13 protein-coding genes are annotated in these 13,550 nt (G+C 37.8%); 7 read left to right on the forward strand and 6 right to left on the reverse strand.

What is annotated here, in order from left to right; all coding sequences use genetic code 11:
* Positions 1-94: 94 nt before the first annotated feature.
* A complete protein-coding gene (locus ABS917_RS12845) occupies positions 95-1,648 on the reverse strand; it encodes an NlpC/P60 family protein (RefSeq protein WP_350479344.1) in 1,554 nt (517 codons plus the stop codon).
* A 380-nt stretch (positions 1,649-2,028) separates the two neighbouring features.
* On the opposite strand from ABS917_RS12845, the gene ABS917_RS12850 reads away from it, so the two are divergent.
* Together ABS917_RS12850 and ABS917_RS12855 are read left to right on the forward strand one after the other, a co-directional pair.
* Positions 2,029-2,763 (forward strand): MerR family transcriptional regulator, encoded by a 735-nt coding sequence (locus ABS917_RS12850; protein WP_350479345.1) that lies wholly within the window; start codon positions 2,029-2,031, stop codon positions 2,761-2,763.
* On the forward strand, positions 2,760-4,472 hold the full coding sequence (locus ABS917_RS12855; protein WP_350479346.1) for an ABC transporter ATP-binding protein: 1,713 nt from the start codon (positions 2,760-2,762) through the stop codon (positions 4,470-4,472). The genes ABS917_RS12850 and ABS917_RS12855 overlap by 4 nt, the downstream gene beginning before the upstream one ends.
* Positions 4,473-4,568: 96 nt before the next feature.
* Here the strand turns inward: ABS917_RS12855 and ABS917_RS12860 are convergent, their stop codons facing one another.
* The 4 genes from ABS917_RS12860 to ABS917_RS12875 form a co-directional block, all read right to left on the reverse strand.
* The gene (locus ABS917_RS12860; protein WP_350479347.1) at positions 4,569-4,925 is read right to left on the reverse strand and encodes an N-6 DNA methylase family protein; all 357 of its coding nucleotides are present in this window, start codon (positions 4,923-4,925) and stop codon (positions 4,569-4,571) included.
* A gap of 76 nt (positions 4,926-5,001) precedes the next feature.
* Entirely contained in the window at positions 5,002-6,048 is a 1,047-nt protein-coding gene (locus ABS917_RS12865) for a DUF4097 family beta strand repeat-containing protein (protein WP_350479348.1), read from the reverse strand.
* Positions 6,049-6,050: 2 nt separating this feature from the next.
* Positions 6,051-6,365 carry a PadR family transcriptional regulator gene (locus ABS917_RS12870; RefSeq protein ID WP_350479349.1) on the reverse strand — a complete coding sequence of 105 codons (315 nt, stop codon included), beginning with the start codon at positions 6,363-6,365 and terminating at the stop codon, positions 6,051-6,053.
* 116 nt (positions 6,366-6,481) lie between these two features.
* Positions 6,482-7,141 carry a phospholipid phosphatase gene (locus ABS917_RS12875; RefSeq protein WP_350479350.1) on the reverse strand — a complete coding sequence of 220 codons (660 nt, stop codon included), beginning with the start codon at positions 7,139-7,141 and terminating at the stop codon, positions 6,482-6,484.
* Positions 7,142-7,264: 123 nt separating this feature from the next.
* On the opposite strand from ABS917_RS12875, the gene ABS917_RS12880 reads away from it, so the two are divergent.
* Entirely contained in the window at positions 7,265-8,476 is a 1,212-nt protein-coding gene (locus ABS917_RS12880; protein ID WP_350479351.1) for an NAD(P)/FAD-dependent oxidoreductase, read from the forward strand.
* Positions 8,477-8,552: 76 nt separating this feature from the next.
* Positions 8,553-8,954, forward strand: a complete 402-nt coding sequence (locus tag ABS917_RS12885; protein WP_350479352.1) for a PH domain-containing protein — start codon at positions 8,553-8,555, stop codon at positions 8,952-8,954.
* A 40-nt stretch (positions 8,955-8,994) separates the two neighbouring features.
* Here ABS917_RS12885 and ABS917_RS12890 read toward each other — a convergent pair whose 3' ends face one another.
* Positions 8,995-10,698, reverse strand: coding sequence for a sensor domain-containing protein (locus tag ABS917_RS12890; RefSeq protein WP_350479353.1), 1,704 nt, complete (start codon positions 10,696-10,698; stop codon positions 8,995-8,997).
* A gap of 380 nt (positions 10,699-11,078) precedes the next feature.
* Between ABS917_RS12890 and ABS917_RS12895 the strand changes: the two genes are divergently transcribed.
* The 3 genes from ABS917_RS12895 to lepB are packed head-to-tail and all read left to right on the forward strand — an operon-like array spanning position 11,079 to position 13,414.
* Complete coding sequence (locus ABS917_RS12895; RefSeq protein ID WP_350479354.1) at positions 11,079-11,621, forward strand: GNAT family N-acetyltransferase; 543 nt, start codon at positions 11,079-11,081, stop codon at positions 11,619-11,621.
* A 19-nt stretch (positions 11,622-11,640) separates the two neighbouring features.
* Positions 11,641-12,813: a M20 metallopeptidase family protein gene (locus tag ABS917_RS12900; protein WP_350479355.1), complete on the forward strand. Its 1,173-nt coding sequence runs from the start codon at positions 11,641-11,643 to the stop codon at positions 12,811-12,813.
* 40 nt (positions 12,814-12,853) lie between these two features.
* On the forward strand, positions 12,854-13,414 hold the full coding sequence (gene lepB / locus ABS917_RS12905; protein WP_350479356.1) for a signal peptidase I: 561 nt from the start codon (positions 12,854-12,856) through the stop codon (positions 13,412-13,414).
* Positions 13,415-13,550 lie beyond the last annotated feature (136 nt).

Here is a 13,550-nt window from a genome sequence, read left to right on the forward strand (position 1 = left end):
TACATATACCCAACTTACTCCTAACAATACACTAAATATTTTGTCATGTAAGTTAAAAAGAAACGGAAAATTTTATTTTAATGTACTTGCCCTTTTATAAATAACGTCTTGCACCTGAGTAGTTCTTTTTGTAAACACCATTGTTCATTGATTCAATTTTTACTTTTGAAGCATAGTGTGGTGCATGTAACATTTTACCGTCACCAATATAAAGGCCAACATGGTACACTTTCCCCTTGCCGCCATTATATGCAAAGAATACAAGGTCCCCCGGCTTTAAATTTTTCTTCGCAACAGCTTTACCGCCTGTTGCCTGATAGAATGAGTCCCTCGGAATCATGATTCCGTGTGTACGGAATACTGCATATAAAATACCTGAGCAATCATAGCCCCAAGAAGATGTCCCTGCCCATAGATACGGTAATCCCAAATAACGCTTCGCTTCATTAATGATTGTATTAGCTGTTGGTTTTGGAACTTTGCTATAGGATGCATACGATTTTGCTGCACTTTTCTTTAGTAGTTTAACCCCATCGCCCGGTGTCTCTACATAATAATATTTTGCAGTCTCATCAATTACCGGCAATATAGTTGCATAGCTGATTTGTAAAAATTTCGTTTTTGCGTCTTTTTCTAACAGATTCGTTTTATCTGCAGTAATAATCGCAATGCCGCAATCATCATAATTTTTGTTCGTTGCCACAACATGAGATTGTGGAACCCATCCAGGATAGCCTGCCTTTAAATATGGTACATATTGATCTTTTGCCGCGACACGTTGCCATTTTCCTTTTGTTTCAAGCAATGATACTTCATCGCCATACAACGCTTGAGTATCTGTACGTCCAACAAGCCATTTCTTTTGAGACAAACTTAATGATGAGATCCATTTTTGCATTTCTACCGGATTTTTTGTCGAAGGATAATCAACAGCACGCGCCTGGTTAGGTTTATTCCATAAGTTTGTTACTGCGACATCAACTACATAACGTTTTTTCGCCGTTTCTTTTACACAGCTTTTGAATACAGGCTGTTCAGGTTCAGTAGGTCTTATTGACGGCTCAATAATTCTTGCAAGATATGAAACAAAATCCCCGCGAGTCATCATATCGCTCGGATTGAATTTTTGATTTTTTGCTGGGTATACAATTTTATTTGCTACTAATGCTTGAATTGCTGGTAAGGCACTATGGTTTTTTCCTATATCCGTATATGAAGTTGCCGCCTGTCCGGTTAACTGAAACGCCGGTACCAAAATCTTTACCGCCTGTGCACGAGATAATTTTGCTTCCGGATTAAATTTCCCTTCAAACCCTGTCATCATGCCAAGCTCAGTTATTGCTGCAATGACAGGCATTCGCGGATCATCTGCAGGAATGTCTAAATATGTAGGAATTGTACTCATCTCTAAATCAATTTGCAGTGTGCGTACGATAAACTCGGCCACTTCATAGCGTGTAATTGGATCATCTGCACGAAAATTATCATTTGGCAATTGTACCACTCCACCCAAATTATTTAACACTGTAAGTTCTTCGTTTAATTTAGAATCATTTTTTACATCCGAAAACATTTGGGCATAACCTGTATTTGTTGCCGCTGCTAACAGGAAACATATTACCCCAATTTGAAGTAAAATTTTTCCCATTCTATTTATGTTCCTACTCTTCATTTTTCCCTAACCTCCCATAATATAAAATTCACCTATCTATCTCTATACACCCTTACCTTTCTTTCTAAATAATAGTATTTATTGTAATTTTTTTCTATGCTATTTCTTTAATATTTTTGATTTTTACAAATTTTTATTATTTCTTCTTACATAATTGGTTCATATTTAGTTGAATTTTTTTCACGTGGAACATAATGTGACAACTTTCGATAAATTTGCACATTATTTTTTTGTATTAAAAAAGAAATCGATACTTTATTTTTTTATCGCAAATTCATCATTTTAATATTTTTCAAATGTTTTCATTGCATGTTACGTTACGTCAGCTTTTATACTACATATAAGGAGTGAGGAAGATGTATTCAATCGGGGAATTTTCTAAAAAGACCGGCATTACAATTCGGACTTTGCGTTATTACGGAGAAAAAGGGTTATTAATACCTGCCCGTATTTCTGAAGGCGGACAGCGCTATTATAATGATGCTAATATCATCACTGTCCAAAAGATCGTGACTTTCAAATATCTTGATTATTCTCTAGAGGAAATTAAAGAGCTGCTTAAAAAAGATGATTCTTTGCTTCAATCTTTGGAACATCAAAAGTTGCAGTTACTAAAAAAGAAAAAACAGCTGGAACAAATGCTTGCAACGATTGATACAGCCATTCACATTCACCAGAAAAATACAGCTGTCGATCCCACTACATTACTGCTCATCATTCACAGTCTGCTGACAGAGGATGCCCAAAAGGATTATTTAAGACAGTATATTCCGGAGCCGCTCATTGAAAGGATATACAGTTTTTTAGATATGAATTTTATCGAAATTAATCGACGTTACATTGAAAGTCTCCATGGAATTAAACAGGCTTTCCTGCATCCGCCAGAAGACGCGAAACTAAAACAACTAATCGAACAGTTATTTTCCATTATCCCGTCAGAATTAACGAAAAGTTTAGCGCAGGAATTTGAAAAACATGCAAATATTGATTTTGATAATTGGTTATTTACGATTCCGCTTTCTAGTGAGGAAGAAAATTGGCTCTTGGATCAAGCTGCACGATTAAACATATTAGAGGGGGTTATTACATGAACGTTCAGCTAAAGCAATTATGGGAACTCATTAAAAAAAGCAAATTTCCCAAAAAGCTCGTCATCATTGTTTTTGTGTTAAGTATTATCGAAACACTCGCTTCACTTGCTGTCCCCCTATTTACGATGAATATGATCAACGATTTTTCGACTACAGGTTTTGCTTGGACAGCGGTCACTGCCGTTGCTCTAATTTTAGTCATACAGGCGGTGCTTAGTGGTTTAACTTACTTTCTAATGCGTATGCTTGGGGAACGAATTGTTGCAAATTTACGAAATACACTTTGGCAGCATATTTTACATTTAAAAACCCCTTACTTTGATGCCCACGAATCCGGGGAAACGATGAGCCGTATTACACAAGATACAAGTGTCGTAAAAGAACTTGTAACAGACCATTTAGTAAGCTTTGTATCGGGCATTTTTTCTATAATTGGTGCGATTGCAATTTTACTGTGGATTGACTGGAAAATGACGCTTCTTATGTTAATAGCCGTACCGCTTGCGATTTTTGTTACATTGCCGCTTGGACAGAAAATGCATAAAATTGCTAAAGCCAATCAAGATGAACTGGCTTCATTCAGTGGACATCTTGGAAGGGTATTATCAAATATCCGACTTGTAAAGTCTTCGCAAACCGAACCATTGGAAAAAGAACGGGGTGAAAACCGGATTGAGCAGCTTTACCGATTTGGTTTAAAAGAGGCAAAAATCCTCGCTATTTTATCTCCGATTATGACGCTCATTATGATGATTGTGCTAATTCTTTTATTCGGATATGGGGGCTCACAGGTATCTTCAGGAGCAATTTCTTCAGGGGAGCTTGTTGCGATTATGATTTATCTTGTACAAATCATCATTCCCTTTACACAAATGGCAACTTTTTTCACAGCCTTACAGAAAGCACTTGGTGCAACAGAACGTATTCAATCGATTATTGCTCAGACAACCGAAAAGTTATCCGGTCTTTCAACTCCTACGGTGGCACAAAATATCATTTTTCAAAATGTAAAGTTTCAATATGCCGAGCAGCCTATTTTAAAAGGGATGAACTTCACGATTCCCTCCGGTAAAACAACGGCATTTGTAAGCAGTAGCGGCGGCGGGAAAACGACGATGTTTTCTTTAATCGAACGCTTTTATGAAGTGACAGCTGGCAAAATTTTATATGGACAGACAAATATTGAACAGTATGATTTATATGAATGGCGGAAATTGTTTGGGTATGTGACGCAGGACGCGCCCCTTATGAATGGATCAATCCGTGAAAATGTTTTGTATGGTCAACACGAAGCAACAGACGAACAAGTAATTGAAGCATTGAAGGCTGCCTATGCCTACGAGTTTGTAATTGGACTTGAACAAGGAATTGAAACAGAAGTTGGTGAAGGCGGCATTAAACTGTCAGGAGGACAAAAGCAGCGGATTGCGATTGCCCGTGCAATTCTACGCAATCCTCAAATATTACTGCTTGATGAAGCGACATCGAATTTGGACAATGAATCCGAACGTGAAGTCCAGCTCGCTTTACAGACATTAATGCAAAACCGAACGACCGTCATTATCGCACATCGCCTTTCTACAATTACAAACGCCGACCAGATTTTACTGTTTGAAGATGGTCACCTGTCAGGCTCAGGTACACACGCGGAGCTCATTAATTCCCATTCATACTACAAACAGCTTTGGTCAAAAATGCAAATGAATTAGAGTGAAAAGTGCTCCGAAGAAAACTTCGCAGCACTTTTATTGCTATATAAAAACACGCCAAAAGTCAATTTACTTTTGACGTGCTGTATTTGAATTTTAAGCTTTCAGTTGAGCGAACTGTATATCTTTACAATGTTTTTTCAGGATATCCAATACTTCATTTAAAAAACTAATCTCATCTTTTTCGACCATCCAGGCATTTTCATCATGCTGAGCAACATACGTACTGCTTACGTATGGGGCATTTTCTGCTGTAATAAGTCGTACATAACCGAATGTCATACCGGCTTCCTTGTAATCAACTCTCAATATGTCATTGTATGAAATAGTCTTCATCCGGGGTTTTGATTTGTTTATAAATAGAAACTTTTCGCCAGCATAGTCAATTGTTATATCCGTTTTATCTAGTATCACCTTATAGCCACCAAATAATTTAAAGCTATATGTTTTCATCATTAACGACTCCATTTCAACTATCATTAGTTTTATTATACGGATTGTGCCGATGAATTTCTAACTTTTACAAAGATTACTGAGCTAAAAGATCCTCAACCGTAATTTTACCATTACTTGTTTTTAGTAGTATCGTATTTTCTTTAGTGCCATGCGAATAATGCGATGTTTTTTCATTATAAATAGATACGGATCCCCAAGCGGTCCAACTATCAATTTCAATATTTTGAAGTTTTCCTTCTGTACTCAATATTATTTGGCCATTATCCGATTCAAAATTTAATGGAGATTGGACAGTTTTCAACTGTGCGACAATTCGGCCATTTCGTGACTGTGCATTGATTTTACCTGACACATTCTTAATCTCAACACGTCCGTTATCTGACTCTAACTGAAGCTCTTGACCCATCATATCCTCTGCGATAATCCGGCCATTATTGGAACTTGCCTTTACATGTTCAATATTGGTTTCTGTAAGCACCACTCGTCCGTTAGCCGAATGAGCATCAAGAACTTTCCCTTGAATATTGTCTGTTAAAATACGGCCGTTATCTGATTTCAGATAAAATTGCTGTGCGATTGTTTCAGATACCTTAATCCGTCCATTGTCATTATGAATCACAAGCTTTTCATACTGCTTTTTAGGCAGATAAACAACTGTATCTATTGTATTGACCGTTCCTATTATTGTAATAAACCAAAAACGTCGGACCTGTTCCTGACGCTTTATAGAGATGAAAAGAGTGTCATCTTTTATTTGCATGGTTGCTTCTGTCATTTGATCCTTATCCTTTGTTTCAATAAGAGCTTCATCAGCGCCAGTTGGAACAATTACAACATTCACACCGTTAGCCTCAATTTCTACATTTTGATACGGGATTGGCTTATCATTTTTCACAATCGCAATATTTTCCATGAAGTCCTCTTCATCATATGAAGCAAGAAGTTCTTCTGCAAGCTCTTCAACACTTCCAAATGATTTTATAATTTCTTCTGTCGTTTTTCCTTCTGCACGGCCATTTTCAAAGTATTCTTCAAAGTCTCTGCGGATATCATCTCTTTCCTGCTGTTGTAATCTTGCTAAATGGTTATCAAGTAAATTTAAAAATTGTTGTTCGTCCATTTTTATTCTCTCCCTTGAATTAAAGTATTTACACCTGAGATAAAACTTTCCCATTCATTACGTAAGCTCTGTAGTTGTTCAATCCCTAGTTCGGTAATTTGATAATATTTACGCGGCGGGCCTTCTGTGGACTCCATTAAATATGTTGTAAAAAGTCCGTCTTTTGTTAATCTGCGTAACAGCGGGTATACCGCTCCTTCTGATATTTCGATTTGTGTAGAAATTGCTTGCACGAGCTCATATCCATACATATCTTTCTTTTCCAATAAGGCGAGGACACATAAATTCAACACGCCTTTTTTAAATTGAGGATTCATTATTCCACCTCACTACTATTTAATATACAATAGTGTAACAAACACTACTATTCATTGCAAGGTAGTGTACAAAAAATAATTGCGCTAAGTTATCTCCTTAGCACAACCATTATTCATTAAAACCTTCTATAAGGTCTGTCGTTCGAAAAGTGGATCGCTGTCCACATTAGAGTCGCAATTAACACTAACTCAAAGGCATTTGTAATCGCGTCACTGCCAATATCAATCGGAAATGCGCTACCGATTGTCATAACAACTGTACCAACGAGCATCCACCACCATTTTCTTTTCCAGGCAAGCATGATTGCGGCGATTAATAAGGCGACAAGGACAATCACAATCATTGGTGGCGGACCGGATGCTGCTTCTGTTGTACTGTAGCTAAGTACACCATACGATTCCTCAGGAGCTAGTTCCAGCCCACTCAGCTCCGCAAAATATTCAATAATCATGGCAACAATCCATAAAGCACCAAATGTAAAAGGAACCCAATTCTTAAAGGCAAAATGAAGGTTTGCCTCTTTCATTACAAACAATGAGAAAAGTATTAAAGTAGGTGTAAATATTGCATGGAGCCAAAAACGGCCATAGCTTAGGGTTTCGAGAAGATTTCCCTCTCCGATGACATGGCCTAACGCTAATATTGCATTATCATAAATCAGGGCGGCAATAACTAAAAACAAAATGGCAGATGCAGTTTTTTTATGTTTTGCCATTCCCCAGACGAAGATGGCAATATAGGCAATCGTGAAAAATCCGAAAATATAAGGATCCATCATACCCCTCCTCTTAGTTTCTATTCTTTCCCCTTTACCCCGAAATTAAGTTATTAAAAATTCTAAGATTAGAAACGGGAAGGAGCGGGAAATATTCTTTAGATAATACAAGGGGGACTATTTATGGAATTACACAATGGTTTATTATTTTGGCCAACGACACTTTTAAAAGAACCACACTCTAACCCACCAATTAAACCTCATTATGATGCAATTATCGTAGGGGCCGGAATGAGTGGAATACTGACGGCGAAAGCACTAATTGATGAAGGCTTAACGGTAGCAGTTTTAGAACGGAACGAGCTCGGCTCCGGCAGTACTTCCGCCAATACAGGACTACTTCAATATTCAAATGATATTCAGCTACATGAACTAAGTGATTTAATCGGAGAGGAGGATGCTGTACGTTTTTACAAACTTTGCTATGAAGCAGTTGACCAGCTCGAAAAAGCTGCGCAACCTTTAAAAGATCAGGCTGATTTTATTCGACGTCCAAGCATCTGCTTTGCCAGTGAAAAAAAAGATGTGTCAAAGCTTGAAAAGGAATGTGAAATATTAGTAAAGCATGGATTCCCTTCTGAATTTTGGAATGAACTTGTCGTAGAAAAGCGCTTGCCTTTTAAAGCGTCTGCTGCTTTGTATACACATAATGATGCGGAGATGAATCCTTTTAAATTCGTTGTTTCACTAACTGAGCAGCTTATCACTAAAGGGCTGCACTTATTTGAAAATACGTATGCCAATATTATTGAGGATGAAGGTAATGAGATCATTTTGCATACAATGAACGGAATCTTTAAAACTTCCCGTATTGTATACACGACCGGTTACGATCGTCTTCCTTATGGAAAAATGAAGGGTGCTGACATTAACCGCTCTTATGCAATAGTGACAGAGCAAAAACCCTGCTTTGAGGGCTGGTATGAAAATGCACTGATTTGGGAAACTGCTTGCCCATATTTATATATGCGAAAAACAGTGGATCACCGTATTATAATTGGGGGATTAGACGAAAAGAGAGCTGATCCTGCCAAGCATGAAACAAAAGTGGAAGCAATGGCAAACGTGCTACTTGATAAACTTCATGAATTATTGCCGGACGAAACCTTTCATGCACCGTATAAATATTGCGCTTCCTTCGGCGAGTCATTAGACCATCTCCCTTTTATCGGTCAGCATCCTGAACAGCCAAATCACTATTACCTGCTTGGATTTGGAGGTAACGGCACGGTTTATAGCATGCTTGGCTCTCAAATTATTGCCGATTTAGTCATGAACCGCCCAAATGACGATGCACGTCTTGTGACTTTGGATCGGAAATATGGAATTAAATAACCAAAAGCCTCTATTAATTGTATTTTTAAATATTGCCTCTTTGTTATAAGCTATAAAGTAGAAGGGGGGCTTCTTCATGGTTTTTAAATCGAAGGTCGATATTTGGATGGCTATTATATTTATTTTTGTGCCAATCTCAATGATATATGGGGTCATTACCGAGCCAAGTGCTGTTTTGCTGCTTGTTACGGCATTCATTATTGTCTTATTATGCATACTGTTTTTTGGTACAAAATACGTCATCGAAAAGGAAGAACTCATCGTTTACGGCGGTATTTATAAAAAGCGAATCCCAATTAAACAAATACGCAGCCTGCGTCCAACGAAAAATCCCCTATCGGCTCCGGCTATGTCAATCGATCGTATTGAAATAACATTTGATCCGCATATTCAGGTCATTCTTGTATCTCCAAAGGAAAGGGAGCTGTTTGTAAAAAAGCTTCTTGAAATCAATCCAAGTATTACAGTCAAATCATAAAAAAGTCCACGCAAATTGAATGATCAATCTGCGTGGATCTTTACACGAGTATCCCCTTTTCACTTAAACGTTGCGAAAAATCATCAATCGTTAATGGACGGCTGTAATAGTAGCCCTGTACAAACTCACAATCAAACTCCCGTAAAAGGTGCAAGTCCTCATGCTCCTCGACGCCTTCCGCCACTACTTTTAAATTAAGGGCACGTGCCAGAGAAATCATCGCGGAAACCATGGCAATATCTGCGCTATTTTTATACATTTCGTGAATGAACGTACGATCTATTTTCAATAAATCTACCGGAAATTTCTTTAAGTAACTTAATGAGGAATAGCCTGTCCCAAAGTCATCAATAGCTAACGTAATATCCATTTCACTTAAATGCTTGATTGTATTGAGTAAATCTGAATTTTGATCTAAAAAACTCATTTCTGTTATCTCGATTTCCAGTGCACTTGGTGAAATTTCATGCTCCTGTAAAATCTGATTTAAACGCTCGATAAAATTATCCGCCTTCAAATGGCTTGGCGAAATATTAACAGCCACACGAAGATTTAAATTATATTGCTTATTCCATTCTGTTACTTGGCGACCGGCTTTCGCGATAACCCACTCACTAATGTCACTGATCAGTCCAAAATCTTCTGCAAACGGGATGAACTGATCCGGTGGTACAAAACCAAGTTCATCGTCAAACCAGCGAATCAGTGCCTCCATACCTTCTATTTTATTTGTTTGTAGATTCACTTTCGGTTGGTAATATAGTTCAAATGCCTGATTTTTAATGGCATCATGTAACTTTGTTTCCAATGTCAGTAGTTGGTTATGTGAAAAGCGCTGCTGTTTTTTATAAATGACAAAACCTTTATTATTGCTTTTTTTTGCCTCATACATCGCAATATCTGCATATTTTAATATGTCCTGTGCTGAGTGACCATGCTCCGGGTAATTTACCGCTCCGATACTGATGGATGCATAAAACGCATAGTTATTTAAATCGAATTGGCGTTTAAATAGCACTTGTATATCTTCTGCAGTACTTTCGAGGAGTGCTGAATCTCTTAATATGCAGATGAATTCATCTCCGCTTAAACGATAAAAAGTCGTAAGCGGACTTTTCAATTTTTTTGTCCGCTCCGCAATTTCTACTAAAAACATATCCCCAACGCGATGGCCCAAGCCGTCATTAATATTTTTAAACCGGTTCACATCAAATAACATAAGTGAAAATGGCTGTTGCTCAATATCTATCAGCGTTTTTAAATCATTAAGCAACATCCGTCGATTTGGCAGTCCTGTCATATCATCATGGTGCGCAATATGTATCATTTCCCCAATTTTCTTTTGTGCAGTAATATCTGTACGAATCGAAATATACTGATAGGGCTTTCCTTTTTCATTCAAAAAAGGCACGATCGTCGTCTGTACCCAATATATTGAACCATCCTTTGCCCGATTGCATACTTCTCCATTCCAAGTCTTACCTGAACCTATCGTACGCCACATTTCCTTGAAAAAAATTTTGGGATGATAGCCTGAATTTAAAAGTCGGTGATCTTTACCAATGAGTTCACAACGTTCATATTTGGAAATTTTACAAAATCGGTCGTTTACCATTGTAATAATACCTCGTTGATCTGTAACAGCCAAAATGGACGACTCGTCTAATGCAACTTTAATATTTTGTAATTCCTCTACGGTTAGTTGCATTGAACTTAGTACATTTGTATCTTCTTTTTTCACCATCTATCCACCAACTTCTATTTAGTGATTCTTTTCTAGTGCATTTTCTAAAAATTTACATTCTTCAAGCCATAATAATAGTTCTTAGTTAATAATTTTAGTAGTTCTTTTAGATAATTTCGACTATTTTTTGTGATTTTTTACTTTTTCTCATCTTTTTTTATGTCTTCGTTTTTTTTCTGAAATTTTCCAGAAAAAATTTATCAAAATTTTCTATTAAATGTTCAATTCCCTCTGCTTTTACTGGAATATTCTGATAAAATGATAGTAATTGCCATTGAAAGGATTGATAGAAATGAAAACATTTATAAAAGTGATTGAAAAGTAATCTTTCCACTCTTTTCAATCCAATGAACATAAAATTATTTGAAAAGAGGAAAACGATGTATACAGATCAGGAATTAACTATCCGACCAATAATTGAGCAAGATATGGAACGTTTATGGGAACTAATTTATAAAGATGAGCAGCCAGAATGGAAAAAATGGGATGCGCCGTATTATCCGCATAGAGCGATTCCTTATGAACAATTTATCCAGACAATGCAGGATTGGATCGGCAACAAAAGCATGTGGGTTATTGAAATATCCGGCGTCGTTCGCGGAATTATCTCCTACTACTGGGAACACGAACCGTCTAAGTGGCTTGAAATAGGCATAGTCCTGCATGAGGGGCATTCGTGGGGAAAAGGTATTGGAACACGGGCATTAAAATTATGGATTGCGCATTTATTTCATACGATGCCATTAGTGCGTGTTGGTTTTACGACATGGTCAGGCAATGAACGCATGATTCGTGTTGGCGAAAAACTAGGGATGCAGCTAGAAGCAAAAATTCGTAAAGTTCGCTATTACGAGGGGCATTATTATGACTCGATTCGCATGGGACTACTTAGAGAAGAATGGGAAGCATTGAATAACGAATAAATTTTCAGGGGTGGAGAAGATGAGCGTAAAAGAGAAACTGCAAGCAAACTATGAGGACATGGTCGAAATCCGAAGACATCTGCATATGTATCCGGAGCTTTCATTTAAAGAAGTCAATACACCAAAACTCGTTGCCGAAAAGCTACTTTCTTATGGGATTGATGTGAAAGAAAATGTTGGAGGAAATGGGGTTGTAGGTTATTTAGAGGGTGCTTTTGATGGACCGACAATAGCGTTCCGCGCAGATTTTGACGCACTTCCGATTCAAGATGAAAAAGAAGTACCTTACAAATCGAAAGTCGATGGAATAAGCCATGCTTGTGGTCATGATATCCATACAGCCGCACTGCTCGGTTTGGCAAAATCACTCGCTGGTAACCGTGACACACTTCATGGCAATGTCGTATTCATCCATCAATTTGCGGAAGAAGTCGTACCAGGTGGTGCAAAGGCAATGGTAGAGGCAGGTTGCCTGGACGGTGTTGACTATGTGTACGGTTCCCATGTTTCATCTTGGAGCGAATTAGGCACTGTGCTGTTTTGTGAAGGTTACGCAATGGCGGCTGCAGACTTTTTTGAACTCACTATTCAAGGTAAAGGCGGACATGGCGCATCTCCACACGAAACAATAGACCCGATCGTTGCAGCGGCACAGTTTGTATTTGGTGTTCAGCCAATCGTCAGCAGAAATACTGACCCGATTGAATCTGCTGTTATTACAGTCGGAAAAATTGAAAGTGGAACAGTTGGTAATGTCATTCCTGATAAAGCTCATTTAACAGGGACTGTTCGTACATTCAATCCGGCGATTCGTGATATGGTAGAGCAAAAGTTAAACAATTTATGCAAAGCGATTGAAATTCAGTACGGTGCTAAGCTTGAATTTAACTATACTCGCGGCTATGATGCCGTATATAATCATCCGACTGAAACAGCTATGCTTCGCGAAGCTGTCTCAATAAATTTACCAGACTTGCAAGTATTGAATGCTCCACCTCGCATGGGGGCAGAAGATTTCACCTACTATTTACAGGAAAAGCCCGGCACGTTTTTCTTCACAGGTGGCGGCAATCCGGAAATTAATGCAGTATACCCGCATCACCACCCAAGATTCGATGTGGATGAACAGTCCATGTTGAATATTGCCGATGTGTTTGTGGAAGCTTTGAAGCTTCATGGGGTTGTAAAATAATTTGACTTGAAATGCCAGGTTCTTTAAGGAGTTATAGAAAATGAAAAAAGAAAAAAATGAGCTTTTTGAATGGATTAAAGTTATCGCCATAACCGCCTTGTTTGTTGTAGCTATTCGCATGTTTATTTTCACTCCGATTGACGTGAAAGGTGCTTCCATGATGCCGACATATGAAGACGGGGACCGAATTATCGTCAATAAAATCGGGAAATCGATTCATAATTTTGATCGATTCGATGTCATAGTGTTCGATGGTTTAGAAAGCGAATATTTTATTAAACGGATTATCGGACTTCCAGGTGATCATATCGAATACAAGGACGATGTACTATATATAAATGGTCAGGAATTCGACGAGCCCTATCTGGATGAATACAAATCTGCCCTTAACGATCCTGGCGACTTGACTCCTGATTTCACGCTGGAAGATTTAGTTGGTGTCTCAGAAATTCCAAATGACTATTATTTTGTTATGGGCGATAACCGCCGTAAAAGTAGTGACAGCCGAGATCCACGCATCGGTCTAGTCTCAAAAGAACATATTCTTGGCTCCACATCTATCCGTTTTTATCCGCTCGACTCATTAGGTTTAGTTAAATAATCCGAGAAACAGGTATGCCGCGATTGCTTTAATTAGCATCGCGGTTTTTTATTTGATTTGTATAAAATAAATTACATAATGACATATATAAATTGCATTATGTTTTATATAATGTATAATAGGTTTAACAATAACA

Source organism: Solibacillus sp. (genome assembly GCF_040273735.1).
Classification (GTDB): Bacteria; Bacillota; Bacilli; order Bacillales_A; family Planococcaceae; genus Solibacillus.